Annotated in this window: 21 protein-coding genes; 15 read left to right on the forward strand and 6 right to left on the reverse strand. The window is 69.8% G+C overall.

The features are described from left to right. Positions 1-15: 15 nt before the first annotated feature. The 3 genes from acuI (at position 16) to ACWGCN_RS28215 (ending at position 3,971) form a co-directional block, all read left to right on the forward strand. Positions 16-1,020 carry an acrylyl-CoA reductase (NADPH) gene (gene acuI, locus ACWGCN_RS28205; protein WP_452460034.1) on the forward strand — a complete coding sequence of 335 codons (1,005 nt, stop codon included), beginning with the start codon at positions 16-18 and terminating at the stop codon, positions 1,018-1,020. 13 nt (positions 1,021-1,033) lie between these two features. After that, positions 1,034-2,230: a MaoC family dehydratase gene (locus ACWGCN_RS28210; RefSeq protein WP_067444876.1), complete on the forward strand. Its 1,197-nt coding sequence runs from the start codon at positions 1,034-1,036 to the stop codon at positions 2,228-2,230. Positions 2,231-2,309: 79 nt separating this feature from the next. Continuing rightward, complete coding sequence (locus tag ACWGCN_RS28215; protein ID WP_452460033.1) at positions 2,310-3,971, forward strand: class I adenylate-forming enzyme family protein; 1,662 nt, start codon at positions 2,310-2,312, stop codon at positions 3,969-3,971. A 15-nt stretch (positions 3,972-3,986) separates the two neighbouring features. Here ACWGCN_RS28215 and ACWGCN_RS28220 read toward each other — a convergent pair whose 3' ends face one another. The 5 genes from ACWGCN_RS28220 to ACWGCN_RS28240 are packed head-to-tail and all read right to left on the reverse strand — an operon-like array spanning position 3,987 to position 9,145. Further along, complete coding sequence (locus ACWGCN_RS28220) at positions 3,987-5,093, reverse strand: acyl-CoA dehydrogenase family protein (RefSeq protein ID WP_452529138.1); 1,107 nt, start codon at positions 5,091-5,093, stop codon at positions 3,987-3,989. Beyond that, positions 5,090-6,259 (reverse strand): acyl-CoA dehydrogenase family protein, encoded by a 1,170-nt coding sequence (locus ACWGCN_RS28225; protein ID WP_452458996.1) that lies wholly within the window; start codon positions 6,257-6,259, stop codon positions 5,090-5,092. Before ACWGCN_RS28225 ends, ACWGCN_RS28220 begins: the two co-directional genes overlap by 4 nt. Next, a complete protein-coding gene (locus ACWGCN_RS28230) occupies positions 6,256-7,038 on the reverse strand; it encodes an enoyl-CoA hydratase/isomerase family protein (protein ID WP_452458997.1) in 783 nt (260 codons plus the stop codon). The genes ACWGCN_RS28225 and ACWGCN_RS28230 overlap by 4 nt, the downstream gene beginning before the upstream one ends. Continuing rightward, entirely contained in the window at positions 7,035-7,997 is a 963-nt protein-coding gene (locus ACWGCN_RS28235; protein ID WP_452458998.1) for an acyl-CoA dehydrogenase family protein, read from the reverse strand. The genes ACWGCN_RS28230 and ACWGCN_RS28235 overlap by 4 nt, the downstream gene beginning before the upstream one ends. Beyond that, positions 7,994-9,145 (reverse strand): acyl-CoA dehydrogenase family protein, encoded by a 1,152-nt coding sequence (locus ACWGCN_RS28240; protein ID WP_452458999.1) that lies wholly within the window; start codon positions 9,143-9,145, stop codon positions 7,994-7,996. The genes ACWGCN_RS28235 and ACWGCN_RS28240 overlap by 4 nt, the downstream gene beginning before the upstream one ends. A 118-nt stretch (positions 9,146-9,263) precedes the next feature. Between ACWGCN_RS28240 and ACWGCN_RS28245 the strand changes: the two genes are divergently transcribed. From ACWGCN_RS28245 to ACWGCN_RS28295, 11 genes are all read left to right on the forward strand, one after another. Further along, positions 9,264-10,067: a FadR/GntR family transcriptional regulator gene (locus ACWGCN_RS28245; protein ID WP_452459000.1), complete on the forward strand. Its 804-nt coding sequence runs from the start codon at positions 9,264-9,266 to the stop codon at positions 10,065-10,067. Positions 10,068-10,542: 475 nt separating this feature from the next. Then, positions 10,543-12,141, forward strand: a complete 1,599-nt coding sequence (locus ACWGCN_RS28250) for an SMP-30/gluconolactonase/LRE family protein (protein WP_452459001.1) — start codon at positions 10,543-10,545, stop codon at positions 12,139-12,141. Beyond that, complete coding sequence (locus ACWGCN_RS28255; protein WP_452459002.1) at positions 12,138-12,995, forward strand: SDR family NAD(P)-dependent oxidoreductase; 858 nt, start codon at positions 12,138-12,140, stop codon at positions 12,993-12,995. The genes ACWGCN_RS28250 and ACWGCN_RS28255 overlap by 4 nt, the downstream gene beginning before the upstream one ends. Before the next feature lie 8 nt (positions 12,996-13,003). Further along, positions 13,004-14,377, forward strand: coding sequence for an aromatic ring-hydroxylating oxygenase subunit alpha (locus ACWGCN_RS28260; protein ID WP_452459003.1), 1,374 nt, complete (start codon positions 13,004-13,006; stop codon positions 14,375-14,377). 49 nt (positions 14,378-14,426) lie between these two features. Beyond that, positions 14,427-16,268, forward strand: a complete 1,842-nt coding sequence (locus tag ACWGCN_RS28265) for a flavin-containing monooxygenase (protein ID WP_452459004.1) — start codon at positions 14,427-14,429, stop codon at positions 16,266-16,268. Positions 16,269-16,292: 24 nt separating this feature from the next. Beyond that, positions 16,293-17,219 carry an SDR family NAD(P)-dependent oxidoreductase gene (locus tag ACWGCN_RS28270; RefSeq protein WP_452459005.1) on the forward strand — a complete coding sequence of 309 codons (927 nt, stop codon included), beginning with the start codon at positions 16,293-16,295 and terminating at the stop codon, positions 17,217-17,219. Further along, positions 17,209-18,915 (forward strand): thiamine pyrophosphate-binding protein, encoded by a 1,707-nt coding sequence (locus ACWGCN_RS28275; RefSeq protein ID WP_387444637.1) that lies wholly within the window; start codon positions 17,209-17,211, stop codon positions 18,913-18,915. Before ACWGCN_RS28270 ends, ACWGCN_RS28275 begins: the two co-directional genes overlap by 11 nt. A 7-nt stretch (positions 18,916-18,922) precedes the next feature. Continuing rightward, positions 18,923-20,353 (forward strand): aldehyde dehydrogenase family protein, encoded by a 1,431-nt coding sequence (locus ACWGCN_RS28280; protein WP_452459006.1) that lies wholly within the window; start codon positions 18,923-18,925, stop codon positions 20,351-20,353. An 11-nt stretch (positions 20,354-20,364) separates the two neighbouring features. Further along, positions 20,365-21,192: a TauD/TfdA dioxygenase family protein gene (locus ACWGCN_RS28285; RefSeq protein ID WP_452459007.1), complete on the forward strand. Its 828-nt coding sequence runs from the start codon at positions 20,365-20,367 to the stop codon at positions 21,190-21,192. Next, positions 21,189-21,932 (forward strand): SDR family NAD(P)-dependent oxidoreductase, encoded by a 744-nt coding sequence (locus tag ACWGCN_RS28290; RefSeq protein WP_452459008.1) that lies wholly within the window; start codon positions 21,189-21,191, stop codon positions 21,930-21,932. Before ACWGCN_RS28285 ends, ACWGCN_RS28290 begins: the two co-directional genes overlap by 4 nt. Before the next feature lie 56 nt (positions 21,933-21,988). Then, the gene (locus tag ACWGCN_RS28295) at positions 21,989-22,525 is read left to right on the forward strand and encodes a carboxymuconolactone decarboxylase family protein (protein ID WP_067445225.1); all 537 of its coding nucleotides are present in this window, start codon (positions 21,989-21,991) and stop codon (positions 22,523-22,525) included. Between the two features lie 21 nt (positions 22,526-22,546). On the opposite strand, the gene ACWGCN_RS28300 is transcribed toward ACWGCN_RS28295, so the two are convergent. Further along, on the reverse strand, positions 22,547-23,263 hold the full coding sequence (locus ACWGCN_RS28300; RefSeq protein ID WP_452459009.1) for an enoyl-CoA hydratase/isomerase family protein: 717 nt from the start codon (positions 23,261-23,263) through the stop codon (positions 22,547-22,549). 90 nt (positions 23,264-23,353) lie between these two features. Here ACWGCN_RS28300 and ACWGCN_RS28305 point away from each other — a divergent pair, with 90 nt between their 5' ends. Further along, positions 23,354-24,901 (forward strand): AMP-binding protein, encoded by a 1,548-nt coding sequence (locus ACWGCN_RS28305; protein ID WP_452459010.1) that lies wholly within the window; start codon positions 23,354-23,356, stop codon positions 24,899-24,901. Positions 24,902-25,228: the final 327 nt, after the last annotated feature.

Consider the following 25,228-nt stretch of genomic DNA (forward strand, 5'->3'; position numbering starts at 1 on the left):
CGTAATGTGCTCGCCATGGACGACACGACGACGGCGAAGTTCTCCGCGGTACTGATCGAAAAAGACGATGCGGGACGAAGAGTCGCGCTGACCAGCGTGGCCGAGTCCGCACTCCCGGACGGCACCGTCGACATCGACGTCGAGTACTCGACGCTGAATTACAAGGACGCCCTGGCGATCACCGGCACCTCCCCCGTGGTGCGCAGCTTTCCGATGGTGCCCGGCATCGACCTCGCCGGCATCGTCACCGACAGCGCGCACCCGGACTGGGCCAAGGGCGACCGCGTGGTACTCAACGGCTGGGGTGTTGGGGAGACCCATTGGGGTGGCCTCGCCCAGCGCGCCCGGCTCGACGGCGACTGGCTCGTGCCACTACCCGAGGCGTTCACCGCCCGTCAGGCGATGGCCATCGGCACCGCGGGCTACACCGCGAGCCTGTGCGTGAGCGCGCTGCTCGACCACGGCGTGCGACCCGAGCAGGGCGAGGTCCTGGTCACCGGCGCGACCGGCGGAGTCGGCGGCATCGCGATCGCCCTACTCACCGCGGCCGGCTTCACCGTGGCCGCCGCGACCGGTAAGACCGACGAGGCCGACTACCTGCGCCGGCTCGGTGCGGCCACGGTGCTCGACCGCGCCGAACTGGGTGCGGGCGGCAAGCCGTTGCAGAAGGAACGCTGGGCGGGCGTCGTCGACTCGGTCGGCAGTCACACCCTGGCCAATGCCTGCGCCCAGACCCGCTACGGCGGCGCGGTCGCCGCGTGCGGGTTGGCCCAGGGTATGGATTTCCCGTCCTCGGTCGCGCCGTTCATTCTGCGCGGGGTGACCCTCTACGGCATCGACAGCGTCATGGCGCCGCGCTCGCGACGCGACGCCGCCTGGACCCGGCTCGCCCGCGACCTCGCCGCCGACACCATCGAGGCGATCGTCGAGGAGATCACGCTGGCCGACACCATCGCCGCCGCCGAACGGCTCATCGCGGGCACGGTGCGCGGTCGCATCGTCGTCGACGTCAATCGATAATTCAGGAGCAGCTGTGAGCACGAAGCCGGACCGACCCGCGACCGCCCAACTCGATCTGTCCGATGTCGACCATCGGGTCGGTCAGCCGATCGGCGGCGGCCAACTGTGGGACCCGTGCAGTACCTCCGACATTCGCCGCTGGGTGATGGCGATGGACTACCCCAATCCCGTGCACTGGGATCACGAGTTCGCCAAGGAATCCCGCTTCGGCGGACTCGTCGCTCCCCAGTCGATCGCCGTCGCCTTGGACTACGGGCACGGCGCGGCGCCCGCCTGCGTCGGCCACATTCCCGGCAGCCACCTGATCTTCGGCGGCGAGGAATGGTGGTTCTACGGCTGCCCGGTGCGGCCCGGCGACACCCTGTTCCAGCAGCGCCGCTTCCACGACTACAAGGTCGCCGACACGAAATTCGCCGGACCGACCATGTTCTCGCGCGGCGACACCACCCACACCAACCAGCACGGCGTCCTGGTGGCGCGCGAACGGTCCACCGCGATCCGCTATCTCGCCGCCGAGGCCGCCGAACGCGGGCTCTACGAGAACCAGTTCGGCGCGGTGAAGAGCTGGACCCCGGCCGAACTCGGCGCGGTCGACGCGCTGCGCAACGACTGGCTGCTGTCCAACCGCCACGGAATCTCGCCCCACTTCGACGAGGTGAAGGTCGGCGACACCCTGCCGCGCCGCGTGATCGGACCGCACACGGTCGCCAGCTTCACCACCGAGTACCGGGCGTTCCTGTTCAACATCTGGGGCACCTTCGGCTGGGTCGCCCCGCCGGGCATCGCCGACCCGTGGGTGTATCAGGACCCGGGCTGGGTGGAGGGTTTCGCCTTCGACGAGGAGGGCGCCAAGATCGACCCGCGCAAGCGGGACGGACTCTACGTCGGCCCGTCGCGCGGGCACATCGACGCGGACAAGGCCAGCGAGGTCGGGATGGCGCGCGCCTACGGCTACGGCGCCACCATGGGCGCCTGGTGCACCGACTACCTCGCCTACTGGGCCGGTTACGACGGCATGGTCCGCCACTCCAAGGCGAATTTCCGGCTGCCCGCCTTCGAGGGCGATGTGACCTACTTCGACGCCGAGGTGATCGGCAAGGACGCGGAGTCGGCATGGGGCGTGCCGATCGTGCAGATCAAGCTGCGCCTGACCAATCAGGACTTCGGTGTGCTGGTGGACTGCACCGCCGAGGTCGAGTTGCCGTTCTAGCGGCGCCGAGACGAATCCGCGAGAGAGGCCGATGATGGGCGTGGAGTCCGAAACCGTATCCGCACAGGCTGTTTCGCTCGTGACGGGACCCGACCTGAGCAGCGAGCCCGGCCTCGGGCCGCTCACGCTGCCCGGGTTCCTGCGCACGGTGACCCAGAAGTACGGCGATCGCGAGGCCGTGATCGCCACATCCGCACAGGGCGAGATCCGGTGGACCTACACCGATCTGTGGGAGCGCGCCGTCGAGGTCGCCACGGCGCTGCGCGCCACCGGCCTCGGCAAGGACGGCCGGGTCGGGGTGCTGATGACCAACCGGCCCGAATGGATCGCGGCGATGTTCGGCGCCTCGCTCGCGGGCGGGGTCGCCGTGGCCCTGAGCACCTTCTCCACCCGCGCCGAACTGGAATTTTTGCTGCGCGAGTCCAGCGTCTCGGTGCTGCTGTTCGAGCGGACCGTGGCGGGCAAGGACTTCGCGGCGATCCTGGCCGAGCTCGAGCCCCGCATCGCCACAGCCGAGCCCGGCGCGCTGGACTCGACCGAATTCCCCTTTCTGCGCAGGCTCGCGATGATCGGCGAGCCGACACCGAGCACTGCGATCCAGACCTGGACCGACTTCCTGGCGCAGGGCCACGGCACCCCCCGCGCGCTGGTCGAGGCCACCGCCGCCTCGGTGCGGCCCAGCGACGCGGCGGTGCTGTTCTTCTCCTCCGGCTCGACCAGCACGCCCAAGGGCATCCTCAGCGCGCACGCCGGGGTGACCATCCAGATGTGGCGCTTCCAGCGCATGTTCGCCTTCACCCCCTCTGACAATGTGCGGTGCTGGGCGGCCAATGGGTTCTTCTGGTCGGGCAATTTCGGTCAGGCGCTGGGATCGACGCTCGCGGCGGGCGGGGTCCTCGTGCTCCAGCCGACCTTCGACGCCGCCGAGGCGCTGGATCTGATGGCGGCGCAGCGGGTGAACTTCCCGATCGCCTGGCCGCACCAGTGGGCCCAGCTCGAGGCCGCCCCCAACTGGGCCACCGTCGATCTGAGCAGCATGCGGTTCGTGGACTACGACACCCCGATCGCCCACCATCCCACCGTCTCGACCAGGTGGTACGAACCCGGCCACGCCTACGGCTGCACCGAAACCTTCACGATCGCAACGTGTTTCCCCGCCGACACCCCGCCCGAGGTGCACGCGGGCAGCAGCGGCCTGGCCCTGCCCGGCATGACGATCAAGATCGCCGACGCGCTCACCGGCGAGATCGTCGCCCGCGGTGCGCGCGGCGAGATCTGCGTGAAGGGCCCCACCCTGATGCTCGGCTATCTCGGGGTCCGGCGCGAAGACACCTTCGACCCCGACGGGTACTTCCACACCGGCGACGGCGGCTACCTCGACGACACGGGCCGGCTCTACTGGGAGGGCCGGCTCACCGACATCATCAAGACCGGCGGGGCGAACGTCTCACCGCTCGAGGTCGACGCGGCCCTGAACAACCATCCCGGCGTGAAGGTCACCCGCACGGTCGGCGTCGCGCATCCGACCCTCGGCGAGGTGGTCGTCGCGTGCATCGTGCCGCACGCCGGGGCCGAGCCCGCGGCCGAGGAGATCCGCGCCTTCCTCAAGGCGCAGCTCGCCAGCTACAAGGTGCCGCGCCACGTGCTGTTCTTCGACGACGCCGATATCGCGCTCACCGGCAGCGCCAAGATCAAGTCCAGCGATCTGCGCGAGCTGGCCGAAGCCCGGCTGCGGGGGTAGCCGGGCCGGTTCCGTTCAGGCGCCCGCGCGATGCGGCGCCTGAACGGAATACCGCCGGGCCAGTGCGGCGCGATGGCGCGCGGGCGAACCGAACAGCGAACGGTTGAGCGCGGCCCGCTTGAGATAGACGTGGATGCCGCTCTCCCAGGTGTAGCCCATGCCCCCGTGCAACTGCATCGCCTTACCCGCGATGTCGACCGCCGCCGCGCACGCATAGGACTTGGCCATCGACGCCGAGGTCGACGCGTCGGCGGCTTCACGCGCCTGGTCGCGCACCGCGGCCTCGACCAGTTTGCCCGCGACCCGCACCCGCACGAGCATGTCGGCGCATGCGTGTTTGACGGCCTGGAACGAGCCGATCGGTCGGCCGAACTGTTCGCGCGTACCGACATGGGCGACGGTGGCGTCGAGCATGGCCCGGCTCAGGCCGAGACTGTCGCAGGCCACCGCGACGGCGGCCCGGTCGCGCAGCTGATCGAGCACCCGGACGGCATCGTCATCGACGAAGGGCCACAACGACTCCGGGGCCACCGCCACCCCGTCGGCGACGACGCTGCCGAACCGGCGGGTAGCGTCGAGCACCGGCTGTTCGGCCACGAGCAGCCCCCGCGCGCGGGGATCGACCTCGACGAGCACCCCTCGGCCCGCCCGATCGAGCGCGGGAACGAGCAACTGTCCGGCGGTCGGTGCGTCGAGAACGAAATCGGCTGTGCCGTGCAGCAGCGGCCCCCGCGTCGACGGCTCGATCCGGAACCGCGTCGGTCCCGTCGCCTCACCCGCGAGCACGAGGATCGGGACGGCCGCACCCACAGCGGTCTCGCGCAGGAGCCGGTCCCGCCGCGGCGTCGCGACGACGTGCGCGAGCGCACCGACGCCGAGCGCCGCGACCGCCGGATACGCGCCGCTCGCGGCGGCCCGGCCGATCTCGGCGAGGACCACCGCGACCTCGGCGAAGGTGGCCTCGGCACCGTCGAAGGCGGCGGGGATCTCGAGGCCGGGCCAGCCCGCGTCCGCGATCGCCGTCCAGTCGGGCGCGGCGGCGGATCGGCGCAGCAGCTCGCGCGCCACCTCGGCCACCTCGTCGTGTAGGTCGGCGAGGTCGTGCTCGTCGGAGGTCATCATTTTCCCCTGGGTTCTCGAGGCAGGCCGAGGCCGCGCTCACCGATGATGGTGCGCTGGATCTCGCTGGCGCCGCCCGGAATCGTCCATTCCCACGAGCCGAGGAAGTCCAGCATCCAGGCGCCGGACTCCCAGCCGCTCGACAGCGGTTTGCGCAGCTCGGTGTGGGTGGCCAGCCCGGCCATCTCGGTGCCGAAGTCGGTCATCCGTTGCAGCAGTTCGCTGTAGAACAGTTTCACGATCGAGGCGTCGGCCGGGCCTGGCCGATCCTCGGCGCCCGCGATATCGGCGCACAGCGCGCGCAGCCCGGTGAGCTCGATCTCCAGTTCGGCGAGACGGTCGGCGACCAGCGGATCATCGAGCGGACAGCTCTCGACCAGGCGGCGGAAACCGTTGTTGCCCAGCCGTTCGGCCAGTTCGAGCATGGTCATGCCGCGTTCGGCGCCGAGCGTGCGCTGGGCCACCTGCCAGCCTTCGTTCTCCGCGCCGACCAGCCGATCGGCCGGGATAACCACCTCGTCGAGGAATATCTCGCAGAAGTGCGACTCCCCCGTCGCCTGCCGGATAGGCCGCACCTCGACGCCGGGGGCGCGCATGTCCAGCAGGAAGTACGAGATGCCGTGGCGCGCGGGCGCGTCGGGATCGGTGCGGGCGAGCAGCAGACACCAGTCCGCGTGCCGCGCGCCGCTGGCCCACAGCTTCTGTCCGGAGACGACATAGCCGTCGCCGTCGCGGCGGGCGGTGGTCGCGAGTGCCGCGAGGTCCGAGCCCGCGCCCGGCTCGGAGAAGCCCTGGCACCAGATCTCGCCGTCGAGGATCGCCGGCAGGTGGCGACGGCGTTGCTCGTCGGTGCCCGCGGCGAGCAGGGTGGCGGCGGCGTGGTGGATCGAGACGAAGGCCAGGACCAGTCGGGGCGCGTCGTGGGCGGCGAGCTCCTGATAGAGCACCACCTGCTCGGCCGTCGACATGCCGCCACCGTATTCCTCCGGCCAGTGCGGGACCGCGAAACCGGCCCCGCGCAACGTCTGGAACCAGGACTGCTGGAAATCGACGAACTCGCGCTCGGAGACTCCTGTCTGCGCCTGTCGCCAGTCGGCGGGAATCCGCGTCCGGCACCACTGCCTGACCTCGGCGCGGAAGTCGTCGATGGTGCGCGCCGTCGAGGTCATCGGGGGCGCGCGTTCTCGTGCAGGGCCAGCAGCCGATCGCGGTGCGCGGCGGACTGCATGGTGGCGACCTCGGCCGCGAAGCCGGCCTGCATCGGACCGCCGAGCGCCTGGGACAGATACATGTTCACGATCCGCTTGGTGCCGCGCACGGCCTCGGGCGGCAGCGCGGCCAGCCGGTGCGCCAACGTCCGCGCCTCGTCGAGCAGGGCGTCGGGGGCGACGCTGCGGGTGGCGAGCCCGAGTTCCACGGCGGTGGCCGCCGGGATCCGGTCACCGGTGAACAGGAATTCGCGCGAGCGCAGGATCGGGGTGAGCAGCGGCCAGAACGCCGCCCCACCGTCCCCGGCGATCAGCCCGACCGCGACGTGCGGATCGGCCAGATGCGCCCGCTCGGAGATCAGCGCCACATCGCAGAGCACCGCGAGGCTGGCCCCGAGCCCCACGGCGGGGCCGTTGACCGCCGCGATCACCGGCAGCGGGAAACGCAGCATCTCCTCGATGATCTGCGCGCCCTCCCGGATGCTCTCGTCGCGGCCGACGGGGTCGTCGAGGAAGGAGGTGATCCAGCCCAGATCGCCGCCCGCGCTGAACGCGCGACCCGCCCCGGTGAGGATCACCACCGAGGCTTCGCGGTCGGCGGCCAACTGCCGCCACACGTTCGCCAGCGCCCAGTGCAGCGCCTTGTTCACCGCGTTGAGCTCGTCGGGCCGGTTGATCACCACCGTGCGGATCGGGCCGTCGCATTCGACGATCAGTTCGTCGGGCAGCTCGTATTTCACCGCGCCACCTCCGGGTACTCGTCGGCATGGCCCGCGCCGAACAGCCCGGTCAGCCCGGTGCGGCCGAGGCGGTCGGTGAGGACCTCGCTGGTCGCGGACAGGCCCAGCGGCAGCCGCCGCAGCGGCAGGCTGTAACGCGAGAGCCACGACAGCGGCGACTCGTCGCAGAAGCCGATGGCGCCGTGCAACTGGTGCGCGACCCGGAAGACGATCTCGGCGGCCTCGATCGCGGGCGAGCGCAGCGCGAGCGCGTCGTCGAGCGCCTCGGGCCGCCCGGCCTGGATACTCCACAGCGCGTACTTGGCCAGCATGTCGACGCCGCTACGCTCCACCTCGGCGTCGGTGAACTGGAACTGCACGCCCTGCAACTGGGCCAGCGGCTTGCCGAACTGCTCGCGCAGCAGCACGTGGGCGCGGGTGAGATCCAGGGCGCGGTCCAGCATGCCGAGCAGCGTCCAGCACGGCAGCACCAGCCCCAACGCCACATCGGCGGCGCCGTCGTCGTCGAGGTGGCGCAGCGCGAGCGAGGTGACGAACGCGGAGGTGCGGGGCGGGTGCGCGGGCCCGACCTCGACGACGGAGCGTCGACCGGTGATTGTGACCGCCGCCCAGCGCAGCGCGAGGTCGGCGACGGGCGCGGCCGGATTGGTCTCGGCGACGACGAGCAGTCCGTCGACCGCGAGATCGGTGGGCCGGGCCAGCCGTTCGGCCAGCGGATAGGGCAGCGCCCAGTAGCCCGCGCTGCGGCACAGGGCCGCTGCCGCCTCCAGCTCGTCGGCGTCGCCGCGCGGATCGAGATCCCACGCACCCAACCGCGCGAGCACCGGCGCGAACACGCTCTCGCGCCGCGCAGGTTCGCGTTCACCGAGCTGGACCAGGTCGTCACCGCCCGCCGCCGCCAGCGCCAGCGATGCCTGTCGGCCGAATTCGAGCGCGTCCGCGCTCAGCTCGATGTTCACGACGCCGCCAGCAGCGCGCGGGCCAGCAGAATCCGCTGCATCTCGATACTGCCCGAGGCGACGGTGGCAGCCTGGGAGTAGCGCCAATGTTCCTCGGCCTCGCGCCGGAACCGATGTGGCCCGTCGGCGCCGGCCGGGTCGAGGTGGGCGGCGAGTTCCACGAGTACCTCCGCGCTGTCCTGGTCGAGGGTGGTCACCGCGATGCGGTAGGCGGCGGCGTCGCTGGGTCGTACCTGGCCCAGGCGTTGCAGCGACAGCACCCGGTAGGCCAGTAATCGCGCGCGGCGGCAGTGGGTCAGCATGCGGGCCCATCGGCCACGCAGTTCGGCGGGCAGCGCGTCCCAGCGTTCGCCCAGCGCCGACGGCGCGGCGAGCAGCAGCCGTTCGCAGCGGGCGTAGCGGGCGATGCCGACCCGTTCGAAGGCCAACACCTCCTGCACCACCTTCCAGCCCTCGTCGACCGGGCCGAGTACATCGGCTTCGGTCACCCGCAGGTCGTCGAAGAAGACCTCGTTGAGGTGGTGCGGGCCGATCATGGAACGGATCGGGCGCACCTCGATAGCCGGGTTGGACATCGGGACGAGGAAGATCGTCAGGCCGGCCTGTTTGCGTTCGCCGGTCGAGGTGCGCGCGAGCAGGAAACACCACTGGGCCATCGCGGCGTAGGAGGTCCACACCTTCTGTCCGGTGATCCGCCAGCCGTCGCCGTCGCGGCGTGCCGCGGTGCGCAACGATGCCAGGTCAGAGCCCGAATCCGGTTCGCTGAAACCCTGGCACCAGATCACCTCCCCCCGCGCGATCGGCGGCAGATGGGTCCGCTGCTGGGCCTCGGTGCCGTGGCGCATGATGGTGGGCCCCACCCAGTTCACGCCCATGTACTGCGCACCGCGCGGCTCGTGGTGGGCCCACATCTCCTCGCGCACCACGGTCTGTTCCCAGATGGAGGCGTCGCGTCCGCCGAACTCGGCGGGCCAGGCCAGGCAGAGCAGGCCGCGTTCGGCCAGCAGGCGGGAGAACCGCTGGGCGGCCTCGAAATCGGCCGGGTCGTCGGTGAAGGCCCCCAGAAAATCAGCCGGGACGTGCTCGTCCACCAGACGACGCAGCTCCCCCCGCAGGTCCGCGGCGGCCGTTCCCATCGTGAAATCCATGATCGGACTGTAGTTAATCCTCATAAGGATAGCAATATTTGAGATAATAAGGATAGCAATACTTGAATGGTTGACCCGCGATCAATTACACTCCCGCCATGGATGATCGGCGGGTTCGTTGACCACCCCGAGAAGGGGCCGAGTTCCGCAGCGCCGCATCGCGGAGACCGTCGCGGCCGAACTGCGCGACCACATCCTCTCCGACGACAACTACCGCCTCCCCACCCAGGATCAGCTGGTCAAGGACTTCGGCGTCAGCTATCCCTCCATCCGGGAAGCGCTGCGCATCCTCGAGACCGAGGGCCTGGTCACGGTCCGCCGCGGCAACGTCGGCGGCGCCGAGGTACACCGGCCCGACGAAGTCTCGGCGGCCTATCACCTCGGGCTCGCCCTGCAGGGCGCGCGCGTGACACTGGGCGATCTCGCGTCCGGACTCCAGTCGCTCGAGCCGATGTGCGCCGCCGCGTGCGCGCGGCGCGAGGACCGCGCCGAGGTGGTCGTCCCAGCCCTCGAGGCCGCCATCGACGACTCGGCCACCAAGGTCGGCGACGGTGTGGCCTTCACCCAATCCGCCCGCGAGTTCCACGATCTCGTCGTCTCGTTCACCCCGAACGTGACCATCCGCTACGTCGTCAGCACGCTCGTAGCCCTGTGGTCGGCACAGGAGCAAGCCTGGGCGGAAGCGACGACCCGGCGCGGCGAGTACCCGTCCGAGGCCGACGCGCGCGACGCCGTGCGCTTCCATCGCCGGCTCGTCGAGCAGATCGCCGCGGGTCAGGCCGAGGAGGCCGAGCGGTTGGCGCGCGCGCACCTGGCGGCGACCCAGTCCGTGGTGCTCGAGCGATTCGACGGCGGTGTCGTCAACGCGTCGTCGGCCATGTCGCGCCAGTCGATCCAGTCCGGCCACCGCGCACGCCTCTAGCCGAGTCCGGCCGAACCCCCGGACTTCGCGCGACTCTCCGCATCCTGACCGCACCACGCCGATAGTCGAATCACGGCGGGGCACAACAATATTCAGTCGCCGCGTGCCGTAGCCCCCCGCTATGCGCCGACCGGCAGTACGCCACCGCGTTCACCCCCGCTGACGGAGCCGAATCGCGCGACCCACCCCGTGCGACCCAGCGCGAGGCTTCTTCGTGCGCGGATCACCACGCAATTCCCCACAAAACCGCACGTCATCAGCGGTAGAGTTTGCCTTGCCTCAGAAGAGATTGCGATTCTCACTCTTCGCGCATGCTAGCTAATCCTTACAAGGATAACAATACTTGCAATGCTCACCGCTTGCTGGCAGGCTCCGAGCCACGATGAAGTGGTCCGCATCACCCTCCGGCGATCCGCAGGACTGCGACGCCACCCCATCGCGGACCCCGACGCACTCACCCGGAGGAGGCCCCACCTTGATACAAGGGGCGCGCTACATCAGCACCACAGCAACGAGCCTCGCCGAAGGGTGGAGCCTGGAACGCCTCACGCCGCCGAGCCGGCTCTTCGGCGCCAACGGTCTGCGCACCGGCCCCGACGGCCGCATCTACGTCGCCCAGGTGACCGGCAGCCAGATCAGCGCCCTCGACGTCGCCACCGGCGGACTCGAGACGATCAGCGCCAAGGGCGGCGACATCATCGCCCCCGACGACCTGGCCTTCGACGACCACGGCAACCTGTTCGCCACCGAGGTGATGGACGGGCGGGTCAGCATGCGCGGCGCCGACGGCCAGACCAGGGTGTTGCGCGACGATCTGCCGAGCGCGAACGGCATCACCGTGCACCAGAACCGGTTGTTCGTCAACGAATGTCGCGTCGGCGGACGGCTGATGGAGCTGTTCACCGATGGCAGCGAGCCCCGCGTCCTGGCGGAGAACCTCGCCATGCCCAACGCCATGGAGGTCGGTCCCGACGGGCTCCTCTACTACCCGGTGATGGGCACCAACGACATCTGGCGGATCGACCCGCGCGGCGGCGAACCCGAACGCGTCGTCGGCGATCTCGGCGTGCCCGACTCGGTGAAGTTCGACGCGGCGGGCAACATCGTCTCCACCCAGGTGAGCACCGGCGAGGTCCTGCGCATCGATCCCCGAACCGGACAGCGCACCGTCCTGGCCACCCTGAACCCCGGCCTGGACAACTGCACGTTCGTCGACGGTCGGCTCTTCGTCTCCAACTTCACCGGCGAGATCACCGAGATCCTCGATGGCGGCGAGACCAGAACCACCCTGCCCGGGGGCCTGAACTGGCCGCTGGACCTCACCGTCGGCAGCGACGGCGAACTCTACGTCGCCGACGGCACCTACTTCTACGTGCTGCGCCCGGGACAGGCCCCGGAAACGGTCGGCATGCTGTTCAGCCCCGGCTATCCCGGCTTCATCCGGGGCGTCACCGCTGTCGGCGCGGGGGAATTCGCGGTCACCACCTCGGGCGGGCAGATCACGCGGTGGCGGCCGGCGAGTCAGGAGAGCGAGGTGCTGGCCGACGAACTCGACCAGCTCTACGGCGTGGCGCTCGGACCCAACGGCGACATCGTCGCCACGGAGTTCGGCCGCGGCCGGGTGCTGGCCGTGCGGTCCGGCGGCCGGGTCGAGGAGCTGGCCTCGGGCCTGAACCAGCCGATCGGCGTCGCCTTCACCACCGGCGGGACCTGCCTGGTCGCCGAAGCCGGCGCGGGACGCATCGTCTCGGTGAGCAGCGCCGGGGTCGACACGGTGGTCGACGCGCTCGAGCAGCCCCAGGGCATCCTGGTGCGCGGCGACACGCTGTACATCGTCGATGTCGGCAGCAAGTCGCTGATCAGCGTCGATCTCGCGACCAAGGTCCGGACCACCCTGGCCAAGAACCTGCCGGTCGGGGCACCGCCCGGAGTCACCCCCAAGCCGCTGCGTGGGCTGCCGCCGTTCTCCGGTCCACAGGGCCCCTTCGCGGGGATCACCGCCGGACCCGACGGGACCCTGTACCTGTCGGCCGACGCCGAGGGCAGCGTGCTCGCGCTGCGCGCCACGGCATGAACCCGGCGGTGGCGGCCGGGTCGATCGAGCTGAGCGGACGCGTCGTCGTGGTGTCCGGGGCGGCGGGCGGCGGCATCGGCACCTCGGTGGTGGAGATGGTCGCGCGGGCCGGGGCCACCGTGATCGCGGTGAGCCGATCGAAGGACAACCTCACGACCCACATCGACCCGCTGATCGAGCAGGGGCTCGCGGTGGTGCCGGTGGCGGCCGACGCCGCCACCGACGACGGCATCGCCACGGTGCTCGCGACAATCCGCGCCACCGAGGGCGACCTGCACGGTCTGGTCAACGTGGCGGGCGGCGCGGCCCCGGCGACGTGGATGCCCGCGCTGCGGGTGAGTCGCGCCGATTGGCGAGCGCTGTTCACCCAGAACCTCGAAACGATGTTCTTCATGAGTCAGGCCGTCGCCGCCGAATTGAAAACGCGGCAACGGCCCGGCTCGATCGTCTCGATCTCCTCGATCAGCGGCATGAACACCGCGCCGTTCCACATCGGCTACGGCACGGCCAAAGCCGCGTTGGTGGCCGCGACCCGGACCATGGCGGTCGAACTCGCCGCCGACGGCATCCGGGTCAACGCCATCGCCCCCGGGGTGACCAAGACCCCCGCTTCGGCGACCTATGTCGGCGAGGACGCCGACCGGGACCGGCGCGCCATCGCCATGGGTCGGCGCGCGCGGCCCGAGGAGCAGGCGGGCGCGATCCTGTTCTTGCTCTCGGACCTGTCGACCTACATCACGGGTCAGACGCTGCTGGTCGACGGCGGACTCGACCTCAAGTGGACCCATCTCGACGCCGATCACACATCGCTGTTCCTCGAGGACGACGCGTTCCGCACCGCCATCACCCGCTAGGAGAGGTCATGACCGACACCACCGAGTCCGCGCTCACCGCTACCGAGGAGGCGCTGTCGACCCCGCGCACGATCGGCGTGGAGGCCTATCTGTCGCCGGACTACGCCCGCGCCGAACGCGACAAGCTGTGGACCAAGGTGTGGCAGCAGGTCGGTCGGGTCGAGGAACTGGCCCAGGTCGGCGACTTCCTCACCTACGACATCCTCGACGACTCGATCATCGTGGTGCGCTCGGCGCCCGACACGCTGCGCGCCTACTACAACGTCTGCTCGCATCGGGGCCGCCGGCTGATCGACACTCCCCCGGGCGCGCGGGAGGCGCACGGCCGCCGCAAGCAGTTCGTCTGCGGGTTCCACGGCTGGCGTTACGACCTCGAGGGCCGCAATACCTTCGCGGCCGAGCAGCAGGACTGGCCGTGCGGGCTGACCCCGGACCGCACCCGGCTCGGCGAGGTGCGGGTCGACACCTGGGGCGGCTGGATCTGGATCACCATGGACCCCGAGGCCGAGCCGCTGCGGGAGTACCTGGAGCCCGCGGCCGGTCTGCTCGATCCGTTCCAGCTGGAGAACATGCGCTACCGGTGGCGGCGCTGGCTGGTCTTCGACTGCAACTGGAAGGTCGCGTTGGAGGCGTTCATGGAGACCTACCACGTGCCCTACACCCACCCCGAGTTCATGAACTTCGGCAATTTCCTCGGGTGGTCGCGCGCGCAGGGCAAGCACAGCAACATCGGCTACGACGCGCCCAAGGGCATGGAGGAGAACCAGGCCAAGCTGCGCCTCGGCGCCGGACCCGACGCCCGCATGTCCACGGCCGAACTCCAGAACTTCACCTGGGAGAACGCCAACACCAACACCACCCGCACCCTGGTCGACGCCGCGAATCGGCTGGTCGCGGAGCTGCCCGAGGGCACCCCGGCAGATCAGGTGCTCAAGCACTGGCTGCAATCGGCCCGCGAGTACGACGCCGATCGCGGGGTGGTGTGGCCGACGGTGGACCCGCAGGTCGTCGCGGCGGCGGGGACCGCGTGGCAGATCTTCCCCAACTTCCAGATCGGGCACGCGCTCAACAACATGCTCTGCTACAGCGCCCGGCCCTACGGCTACGACCCCGACAAGTGCATCTTCGAGGCGGCCGTCTACGAACTGTTCCCGGTCGGCCAGGAACCGACGACCGAGTGGGAGTACACCGCCGCCGACGATCCGGCCTGGCGCACCGTCCTGCCCCAGGACTTCTCGAACATGGCCGCTGTGCAGCAGGGCATGAAGACGCGCGGCTTCGCCGGGCCGATGCCCAACCCCTACCGCGAACGCAGCGTCGTGAACCTGCACCACAACCTGGCCACCTACATGGGCACCGGCGCACCGCGCGACCTCGCCTGAGTCCCGTGCCCTGATCACCCGAAACACCGCACCACACCGAGGAATTCGCATGCAGAACTGCGCACCAACGCAGACACCCGAGGTCGATCACGAAGCGCTCCGGGCGAAGTATCTCGCCGAACGCGACAAGCGCATCCGCCCCGAGGGCCAGCAGCAGTACGTGACGGCCGAGGCGGACTTCGCCGAGTATCACGAAGCCGACCCGTACACCCCGGTCCAGCCGCGACCGCCGATCTCCCAGGACATCGACGTGGCGATCCTCGGCGGCGGGCTGGCCGGACTCGTCACCGCCGCCCGGATCAGCGAGGCCGGGGTGGCGGACTTCCGGATCATCGAGCACGCCGGCGATTTCGGCGGCGCGTGGTACTGGAATCGCTACCCCGGCATCCAGTGCGACACCGACTGCTACTGCTATCTGCCGTTGCTCGAGGAAGTCGGCTACGTCCCGAAGCAGAAGTACTCCTACGGTGACGAGGTCTTCGAGCACTGCCAGCGCATCGGCAGGCACTTCGGTCTCTACGACAAGGCGATCTTCGGCACGCTCACCCGCTCGATGGCGTGGGACGAGTCGATCCAGCGCTGGCGGATCGGCACCGATCGGGGCGATGAGATCCGCGCCCGCTTCGTCGTCATGTGTCAGGGCCCGTTCAACCGGCCCAAGCTGCCCGGCATCCCCGGTCTCGGCGATTTCGCGGGACACACCTTCCACACCGCGCGCTGGGACTACGAGTACACCGGCGGCGACATGCGCGGGGGCCTGGACAAGCTCGCCGACAAGCGGGTGGCGATCATCGGGACCGGCGCCAGCGGCGTGCAGTCCATCCCCCACCTGGCCCGCTCGGCGCGCCATCTCACCGTCTTCCAGCGCACCCCGTCCTACATCTACGAGCGCGGCAACGTGCCCACCGACCCCGCGTGGGCCGAGAGCTTGCAGCCCGGCTGGCAGGAGGAGATCCGCCGCAACTTCCACACCGGCGCGTTCGAAGCCTACGGTCCCGGTCAGGACGATCTGGTCTGCGACGGCTGGACCGAGGTCAGCCGCAACGTGCGCGACCACCTCGACAGCACCGGCGGCTGGGCGGAGCTGACGCCGGAGAAGTTCATGGAGCTGCGCGAGCTGGCCGACTATCGGGCGATGCAGCGGGTGCGCGACCGGGTCGACGAGATCGTCACCGACCCGGCGACCGCCGAGGCGCTCAAGCCCTACTACCGGTTCCTGTGCAAGCGGCCGTGTTTCAACGACGAGTACCTGCCGACCTTCAACCGCGACAACGTCACCCTCGTCGATGTTTCCGGCACCAAGGGCGTGGAGCGGATCACCGCCAAGGGCATCGTCGCCGACGGCGTCGAACACGAGGTGGACTGCATCATCTTCGCCAGCGGTTTCGAGATCACCACCGACCTCGACCGACGCTTCGGCATCGCCCCCTACGTGGGCCGCGACGAGCTCTCGCTCTACGACCACTGGGCCAAGGGCTACCGCACCCTGCACGGCACGATGACCACCGGTTTCCCGAACCAGTTCTTCACCGGGTTCGTCCAGGGCGGGGTGACCGCGAGCACGACGGCCATGTTCGAACAGCAGGCCCGCCACATCGCCTTCATCATCGAGCAGACGATGAGCCGGGGCGCGACCACGGTGGAACCCACCGCCGACGCGCAGGAGCAGTGGTGCGCGACCGTGCGCGAGAGCGCGATCGACAACAGCAACTTTCAGCGCGAGTGCACCCCCGGCTACTACAACAACGAGGGCGAACAGCAGATCCGCTCCCACCTCGGCGACCCGTACTGGCCCGGCTTCTACGCCTTCGAGGATCTGCTCCAGGCGTGGCGCGACACCGGCGAGCTGCCAGGCCTGGCGCTGGGCACCCCGTCCGAACCGGCCCGATGAGGCGCGCGGCGAGCGGAGCCCACCATGTCTGAACTCGGGTTCGAGGGCAGAGTCGCCGTGATCACCGGCGCTGGACGCGGATTGGGCCGCGCCTACGCGCTGCTGCTCGCCGCGAAGGGTGCCAGGGTCGTCGTCAACGATCCCGGCAGCACCATCAGCGGAGACAGCGGCGACGCCGGGGTCGCCGCGGCGGTGGTCGAGGAGATCACCGCCGCCGGCGGCATCGCGGTGGCCAGCACCGATTCGGTGGCGACGGCGCAGGGCGGGCGCGCGATCGTGGCGACCGCGATCGAGGCCTTCGGCCGGATCGACATCATCGTGCACAACGCGGGCAACAACCGGTACGCGCCGCTGGCGCAGATGTCGTACGAGGATTTCGACGCCGTCCTCGACGTCCACCTGCGCGGCGCGTTCCACGTGGTGCGCCCGGCGTTCGCGCTGATGTGCGAGGCCGGATACGGCCGGGTGGTCCTCACCTCCTCGATCGGCGGGCTCTACGGCAACCACCGCGTCGCCAACTACGGCGCCGCCAAGGCGGGGCTGATCGGACTGTCGAACGTGATCGCGCTCGAGGGCGCCGAACACGGCGTGCGCTGCAACGTGATCGTGCCCGCCGCGCTCACCCGCCTCGCCGAGGGCATCGACACCTCGGCCTATCCGCCCATGGACCCGGAACTGGCGGCGCCGGTGGTGGGGTGGCTCGCGCACGAATCCTGCTCGATCACCGGCGAGATGCTGGTGTCGATCGCCGGACGCGTGGCGCGGGCGTTCATCGCCGAGACCCCCGGGGTGTACCAGCCGAGCTGGTCGATCGAGGAGGTCGGCGCGCGGATCGACGACATCCGGGCGACCGAGGATCCCTGGATCCTGCCGGTCGTCCCCTCCGGACACATCGACCACATCACCAAGAGCTTCGCGACAGCTATGAAGGGCAGCACGCATGTCGGTTAAAGTCTACGAACGCATTCTGCAACTCTTCGAAGCCGAGGGCATCAACACCCTGTTCGGCATTCCCGACCCCAACTTCGTGCACATGTTCCATCTCGCCGAAGAACGCGGTTGGACGGTGGTGGCCCCGCACCACGAGGAGTCGGCCGGTTTCATGGCCGAGGCGGTGTCCCGGATGACCGGCAAGGCCGCGGTGTGCATCGGCACCCTCGGCCCCGGCGTCGCCAACCTGGCCGGGGCCATGATGTGCGCCAAGGTCGAGAACTCGCCGGTGATCTTCCTGGGCGGGCAGCGCGCGCGGATCACCGAACAGCGGGTGCGGCGCGGTCGCATCCAGTTCGTCAAGCAGGCGGAACTGTTCGAGCCGTCGGTGAAGTACTGCGCCAGTATCGAATACGCCGACCAGACCGACGAGGTCATCCGGCAGGGTCTGCGCAAGGCGCTCTCGGGCACCCCCGGCCCGGTGTACATCGAGTACCCCTCGCACGTCATCCAGGAGGAACTCGAGGTCGGGCCCGCGCTGGCGCCGTCGGCGTATCGCCTGGTCGGGCAGACGGCCGGTGCGGACCGGATCGCCGAGGCGGTGAACTACATCCGCGCGGCGAGCCAGCCCGTGCTGCTCGTGGGACACGGCGTGCACACCACGCGCGCCGGCGAGTCGGTCCGCGCGCTGGCCGAGGCCATGGCCTGCCCGGTCATCCAGACCTCGGGCGGCACCTCCTTCATCCCCGGGCTCGAGGACCGCACCTTCCCGTACGGGTTCTCGGCGGCGGCGATCGACGCGGTCGTGAAATCCGACCTGTGCCTGGCCGTCGGCACCGAACTGGGCGAACCGGTGCACTACGGGCGCGGACGGCACTGGGTCGACAACGAGGCCAACCGCAAGTGGATCCTCGTCGAGCAGGACCCCGAGGCCATCGGGGTGAACCGATCGGTGGACGTGCCGCTGGTCGGTGACCTGCGCGCGATCGTCCCGCAGCTGGTCGAGGCGCTGCGCGAGACCCCACGCACCCCCACCCCCGAGCTCGCGGGCTGGATCGAACAGGACGCGGCCCAGCTTGCGGAACTGGCCGAGACCGCGCCGTCGGGGATGTCGCCGGTGCACCCTGCGCGGCTGATCGTGGAGGCGACGCAGGCGTTTCCGGCCGACGGCATCATGGTGCGCGACGGCGGCGCCACGACGATCTTCGGCTGGACCTACTCGCAAGCCAAACCGCACGACGTCATGTGGAATCAGAACTTCGGGCACCTGGGCACCGGACTGCCCTACGCGGTAGGCGCGGGCGTGGCCGACGGCGGCAAACGACCGATGATGCTGATCACCGGCGACTCCTCGTTCCAGTTCCACATCGCCGAACTCGAAACCGCCGCGCGACTGAACCTCCCTCTGGTCTGTGTGGTCGCGGTCGACTACGCCTGGGGGCTCGAGGTCGGCGTCTACAAGCGCACCTACGGGCAGGGCTCGCTCGAGACGGGCGTGCACTGGAGCAAGAACACCCGGCTGGACAAGGTCGCCGAGGGCTTCGGCTGCTACGGCGAATACGTCGAGCGCGACGAGGACATCGCCCCCGCCATCAAACGCGCCTACGCCAGCGGGCGACCGGGCGTCATCCACGTCGCGGTCGACCCGAAGGCGAATTCGGAAGAAATGCCGAGCTACGACGAATTCCGCACCTGGTACGCGGAAGGCACTCAGTGAGGAAATCATGCGTGAATATCTGAAGCTCTACATCGACGGGCAGTGGACCGACCCCGCCGAGCCCCACACCATCGACGTGGTGAATCCGGCCACCGAGCAGGTGTGCGGCACGGTGGCCGTCGGCACGGCGGCGGACGTGGACCGCGCGGTCGCCGCCGCGCGCGCCGCGTTCGACGGGTGGTCGAGCACCGAGCCCGCGCAACGGCTCGCGCTGCTGCGCGCGGTTCTCGCCGAATATCAGAAACGCGCCCCCGATCTCGGGGCGGCGCTGATCGAGGAGCTGGGGGCACCGGCCGCCCTGGCCAACGGCTTCCAGGTGGACCTGGGGACGGGCCACCTCAGCACCACGATCGAGGTCCTCGAGGGATTCCGCTTCGAGGAACAGCGCGGCGCGTCACTGATCGTGAAGGAGCCGATCGGGGTCTGCGCCCTGATCACCCCGTGGAACTGGCCGTTGAACCAGATCGCGGTGAAGGTCTTCCCCGCGCTGGCCACCGGCTGCACGATGGTGCTCAAGCCCTCCGAACTCGCGCCGTTCTCCGGACAGATCTTCGCCGAGATCCTCGATGCCGCCGGTGTTCCGGCCGGGGTGTTCAACCTGGTGCAGGGCGACGGCCTCGCCGTCGGCGTGCCGTTGGCGAGTCATCCCGACGTCGACCTGGTCTCGTTCACCGGCTCGGCCAGGGCGGGCATCGACATCGCGCGCAACGCGGCGGCCGGGGTCAAGCGGGTCACCCAGGAGCTCGGCGGCAAGAACCCCAACATCATCCTCGATGACGATGCCTTCGCCGCGAACGTCGGCAAGGGCGTGGTGAGCATGATGCTCAACTCGGGCCAAACCTGTAGCGCGCCCTCGCGCATGCTGGTGCCCGCCGCGCGGATGGCCGAGGCGATCGAGGTCGCCCGCGGTGCGGCCGAGGGGGTCACCGTCGGCGATCCGCACGGCGAGTTCGCCATCGGCCCGGTGGTCTCGGCCAACCAGTTCGACAAGATCCAGACACTGATCGCCAAGGGCATCGGCGAGGGAGCCACACTGGTGGCAGGCGGACCCGGCAAACCGGACGGTCTGAGCACCGGCTACTACGTGCGGCCCACCGTCTTCGCCGAGGTCACCAACGACATGACGATCGCCCGCGAGGAGATCTTCGGGCCGGTCCTGACGATCCTGGGTTACGACGATCTCGACCACGCCGTCGAGATCGCCAACGACACCGAGTACGGCCTGGCCGGCTTCGTCGCCGGCACCGACCTGGCGCAGGCGCGCGCGGTCGCCCGCCGGATCAGGGCGGGGTCGATCGCGATCAACGACGGGTTCGATTTCCACACGCCCTTCGGCGGATACAAGAAGAGCGGCAACGGCCGCGAGTGGGGCGATTTCGGCTTCCACGACTACCTCGAGATCAAGGGCGTGCTCGGTTACGCGCCGCCGGAAGAATGAGAGGGCGACCGATGCCTACCCTGGCCACGAAGAAACTGAGCGACGCCGTCGGCGTGGAGGTGCTCGACGCCGACGCCGACCGGCTGCTGCACGACCCCGACATTCCGGCCGCGTGCATGGCGGCGCTCGAGGAGCACGGCGTGCTGCTGTTTCGCGAACTGCACATCGGCGACGAGGCGCAGGCGGCGTTCGGGCGGCGGTTGGGCGAGCTGGTGCAGTTCCCGCTCTACGCCAACCCCGATGTCATGCAGATCAGCTTCGACCCCGACAATCCCAACGCGGAGTACTTCGCGAGCAACGATTTCTGGCACCTCGACGGCGCGTTGGACGCCATCCCGGCCAAGGCGTCGATGCTCAGCGCGCACGTGATCGCCACCGAGGGCGGCGAGACCGAGTTCGCCAGCACCTACGCGGCCTACGACAACCTCTCCGACGACGAGCGGCAGCGCTTCGCCGACCTGCGGGTGGTGCACACCTTCGCCGCGATCCAGCGCCTGACCTACCCGGACCCCACCGAGGAGCAGCTCACCGAATGGGCCTCGCGCACCGTGCGCGAGCATCCGCTGGTGTGGCAGCACGACACCGGGCGGCGCTCCCTGGTCTTCGGGGCGACCACGTCCCACATCGTCGACATGGACCCCGAGCAGGGGCGCGCACTGCTCGACGACCTCCAGGCGCGCGCCACCGCACCGGAGCGCGTGCTGCGCCACGCCTGGTCGGTGGGCGATCTGGTGATCTGGGACAACCGGGGCCTGGTCCACCGGGCGTGCGAGTTCGACCGGCGTGAACCGCGCCGGATGCACCGCACCACCCTCGCCGGCGACGAGGCCATCAAATGAGCGCCCGCACCGCGATCGTCACCGGCGGCGCGTCGGGGATCGGCGGCGCGATCAGCGCACGGCTCGCCGCCGACGGGGCATCCGTCGCCATCTTCGACCTCAACGGTGACGCGGCCAAGGACGCCGCCGCCGCGATCGAGAACACCGGCGGTCGGGCGATCGGCCTGCCCGTCGACGTCACCGACCGCGCGGCGATCGACGCCGGGGTCGCCGAGGTCCGCGCCCGGCTCGGCCGACCGGCGGTGCTGGTGAACAGCGCCGGTCTCACCCTGGACGGACCGTTCCTCGAGATCAGCGCCGAGACCTGGAACCGGGCCTTGGCGATCAATCTCACCGGGACCTTCGACTGCTGCCAGGCGGTGATCCCGGACATGATCGAGCAGGGCTGGGGGCGCATCGTCAACATCTCGTCGTCGAGCGTGCACAGCGGCGCGGCCGGGCTGGCCGGGTACGTCGCGGCGAAATCGGGCGTGGTGGGTCTGACCAAGGTGCTCGCGCTCGAGTTCGCCAAACGCGGGATCACGGTGAACACCATCCCGCCGGGCTTCATCGACACCCCGATGCTGCGCCACACCGTGGACCGGGGGTTCATCGACGTCGAGGCGCAGATCGCGCGCACCCCGGTCGGCCGGATCGGCACACCCGCCGACGTGGCCGCCACCTGCGCGTTCCTGGTGAGCGAGGAGGCCGGTTATCTCACCGGTCAGATCATCGGCGTCAACGGCGGGCGGAACACGTGACAGCGGCGCAAGAGCCCCGCATCGCGCCGTTGCCGAAGGCGGAATGGTCCACGGAGATGACCACGTTCATGGCCGAGTATCGCAGCGCGGCGATCGGCGACAAGCCGTCGACCGGGCGGCAGAGCGGGGCGAACCTGCTGGGCACGCTGGCCAGATACCCGGCGCTGGCCAAACCGTTCCTCACCTTCAACGGGCACTTCCTCTACGGCTCCACGCTCTCGGCCCGGCAGCGCGAGCTGCTGGTGCTGCGGGTGGCGGCGGTCCAGCGCTGCGGCTACGAGTGGGCCCAGCATTCGATCCTGGCCGCCGACGCGGGCCTGGAGCCCGAGGAGATCGCCCGAATCGAACGGGGTCCGAGCGCGTCGGGGTGGTCGGCGATCGACGGCGCGCTGCTGGCCGCCGTCGACGAGCTGCTCGGCGACGGGGCCGTGAGCGGCCCGACCTGGACCGCCCTGGCGACCGAGTTCGACGAGCACCAGCTGATGGATGTGGTGTTCACCGTGGGCATGTACGCGATGCTCGCCATGGCTCTGAGCTCGTTCGCCGTGGCGGCCGAAGCCGCGCTGGTTCCGTACCTGCCCGCACCGGAGTGAGCGCGGGCAGGTGAGCGCGAACTAGCCGCGTCGGGCGAGCACTGCGTCGGCCGCGGCCCAGTGCTCGTCCGCCACCCACAGGCGAGCGAAGGCCGTGACGGCCTCCTCGGCCGACACCCCGCCGACGACGCGCTTGATCTCGGCGGCCTGCGGGGTGGCCAGCGATCGGGCCAGCGCGCGCCAGCCGTCCTCGAACTCCGCGCGCGGCAGCACCCGATCCACCAGGCCGAGGCGCTGCGCCTCGACGACGTCGAGGATCGCGCCGGACCCGGCGAGCAGCAGCGCGCGGCTCTTGCCGACGAGGGCGGCGAGGCGTTCCGCGCCGCCCCAGGCCGGCATGATCGCCAGCGCGGACTGGTTGAAGCCGATCTTGATATCGTCGGCGGCGACGCGGATGTCAGCGGCCACCGCGAACTCGGCGCCGCCGCCGAGCGCGTGCCCGTTGAGCGCGGCGATCACGGGGGCGGGGAAACTCGCCAGCCGGTCGCAGATCGAGCGCATCCGCCAGGCCATCGCGGCGGCCTGTTCCTCGGTGCGCAGAGCGCTGAGTTCTTTCAGGTCACCGCCGGAGACGAACGCGCGCTCACCGGCTCCGCGCACGACGAGAGCACGCGCACCCGCCGCCTTGTCGAGCGCCTCGTCGAGCTCGTCCATCGTGACGGGCGCGATGGCGTTGCGCGCGTGCGGTCGATCGATCGTGATGACCGCGACGCCCTCGTCCAGCTCGAGCTCGACCATCTAAGATTCTCCCATCACGAGATTGTCATTCTTGTTTTCAGAGAATAACATCATCGCCGCAGAACTTCGGATCGGGCATTGGAGTCTCACGTGCGCAGCATTCCCGCCGACTTGGTCGAGCACTACCGAACGCAGGGCTGGTGGACCGGCGAACCGATCGGCGAGCTGCTGACGCGCGGCCTCGCCGCCGCCCCGGACACCGAATTCCGGGTGCACTCCGCCGAGCGTCCCTGGTCGGGCACCTTCGGCGAGGTCGAGCACCGGGCCCGTCGCCTCGCCGCGGGCCTGCGCGCTCGCGGCGTCGGGCCCGGCGACGTCGTGGCCTTCCAGCTGCCCAACTGGATGGAGGCCGCCGCCACCTTCTGGGCGTCGGCCTTCCTCGGCGCGGTGGTAGTGCCCATCGTGCACTTCTACGGCCGCAAGGAACTCACCTACATCCTCGAGGCGACCACGCCACGGGTGTTCATCGGAGCGGAGCGCTTCGGGCGCCTCGAGTTCCAGGCCGATCTCTGCGCCGATATCCCGATCGTCGGCGTGGTGGGACGCGACTTCGACGACCTGCTCGCCGACGAACCGATGCCCGGATTCCTCCCGACCGATCCGGGCGGCCCCGCACTGATCGCCTTCACCTCGGGAACCACCAGCGCGCCCAAGGGCGTCGTACACAGCCATGAAACCCTCGGTCACGAAACCCGGCAGCTGTCCGCCTGGTACTCGCCCGACCGCGGCAAACAACTCACCGCGGCGCCCGTCGGGCACTTCATCGGCATGGTGAACGCCTTCCTGATCCCGGTGCTGGACGCGTCGCCGGTGAACCTGGCCGATGTGTGGGACCCGCAGCGCGTCCTCGCGCTGATGCACAGCGACGGACTCACCGTGGGCGGCGGCGCGACGTACTTCGTCACCAGCCTGCTCGACCACCCCGATTTCACCGCCGCGCATCTGCCCCGGATGCGGTACGCGGGCCTGGGCGGATCGTCGGTCCCCGCGGCGGTCACCCGCAGGCTCGACGATCTGGGTATCACGGTCTTCCGCTCTTACGGCAGCACCGAGCACCCGTCGATCACCGGGTCACAGATCACCGCGGCCTCGGACAAACGCCTGTTCACCGACGGCGATGTCCTACCCGGAGTGGAGATCCGCCTGGCCCCCGACGGCGAAATCCTCAGTCGCGGACCGGAATTGTGCCTCGGCTACACCGACGCCGCCCTCACCGCCGCCGCCTTCGACGCCGACGGCTGGTACCGCACCGGCGACATCGGCGAACTAGACGCCGACGGCTACCTCACGATCACCGACCGCAAGGCCGACATCATCATCCGCGGCGGCGAGAACATCAGCGCCCTCGAAGTCGAGGAGGTCCTGCTGACAATGCCCGGAATCGCCGAGGCAGTCGTCGTCGCCGCACCGGATGCCCGCCTCGGCGAGCACGCCGCCGCTGTGGTGCGGCTGCGCACCGGCCACGAGATGCCGACCATCGACGAGATGCGTACGCATTTCGACAAAGCCGGTGTCGCTAAACAGAAGTGGCCCGAGGAGCTGCACCAGGTCGAGGACTTCCCCCGAACCGCCAGCGGCAAAGTGCAGAAGTTCCACGTCCGACGAAACATCGCCGACCGCCAACCGATGAACGGCTGAACTCCCGCGCCCAGACGTAGAGCCGCGAAAGCCCACGCAGCGACCACGTACAGGCTCGCATCAGCGCGCCGATGGTGCCGAACCGACGCCATCGGCGCGCAGCTCGAGAACGCTTGGCCACCCTCGATTTCCAGCAAAGTCGATACCGGGCGATCAGGTCTCAACTCGCCCGCTGGCCTGTACGGCTACGACCTCCTGCGGATCGGCCATCGAAGTCGTCCGACACGCTGGTACCCATCGCTCATTTCCAGCGACGCCCGCGCCAGTACTAGTGCGTAATCCGATCAAGAATCAACGACAATGGGCAATTGACGTCGGAACCAACTC

The organism is Nocardia sp. NPDC055050, assembly GCF_053608345.1.

Bases quoted from the DNA above. Each gene is read 5' to 3' on its own strand.
- ACWGCN_RS28295 (WP_067445225.1), top strand. From the start codon at position 21,989: ATGACCACGTTCATGGCCGAGTATCGCAGCGCGGCGATCGGCGACAAG.
- acuI (WP_452460034.1), top strand. From the start codon at position 16: ATGGACGACACGACGACGGCGAAGTTCTCCGCGGTACTGATCGAAAAA.
- ACWGCN_RS28255 (WP_452459002.1), top strand. From the start codon at position 12,138: ATGAACCCGGCGGTGGCGGCCGGGTCGATCGAGCTGAGCGGACGCGTC.
- ACWGCN_RS28290 (WP_452459008.1), top strand. From the start codon at position 21,189: ATGAGCGCCCGCACCGCGATCGTCACCGGCGGCGCGTCGGGGATCGGC.
- ACWGCN_RS28225 (WP_452458996.1), bottom strand. From the start codon at position 6,259: ATGACCTCGACGGCGCGCACCATCGACGACTTCCGCGCCGAGGTCAGG.
- ACWGCN_RS28280 (WP_452459006.1), top strand. From the start codon at position 18,923: ATGCGTGAATATCTGAAGCTCTACATCGACGGGCAGTGGACCGACCCC.
- ACWGCN_RS28220 (WP_452529138.1), bottom strand. From the start codon at position 5,093: ATGATGACCTCCGACGAGCACGACCTCGCCGACCTACACGACGAGGTG.
- ACWGCN_RS28275 (WP_387444637.1), top strand. From the start codon at position 17,209: ATGTCGGTTAAAGTCTACGAACGCATTCTGCAACTCTTCGAAGCCGAG.
- ACWGCN_RS28285 (WP_452459007.1), top strand. From the start codon at position 20,365: ATGCCTACCCTGGCCACGAAGAAACTGAGCGACGCCGTCGGCGTGGAG.
- ACWGCN_RS28260 (WP_452459003.1), top strand. From the start codon at position 13,004: ATGACCGACACCACCGAGTCCGCGCTCACCGCTACCGAGGAGGCGCTG.
- ACWGCN_RS28270 (WP_452459005.1), top strand. From the start codon at position 16,293: ATGTCTGAACTCGGGTTCGAGGGCAGAGTCGCCGTGATCACCGGCGCT.
- ACWGCN_RS28240 (WP_452458999.1), bottom strand. From the start codon at position 9,145: ATGGATTTCACGATGGGAACGGCCGCCGCGGACCTGCGGGGGGAGCTG.
- ACWGCN_RS28300 (WP_452459009.1), bottom strand. From the start codon at position 23,263: ATGGTCGAGCTCGAGCTGGACGAGGGCGTCGCGGTCATCACGATCGAT.
- ACWGCN_RS28265 (WP_452459004.1), top strand. From the start codon at position 14,427: ATGCAGAACTGCGCACCAACGCAGACACCCGAGGTCGATCACGAAGCG.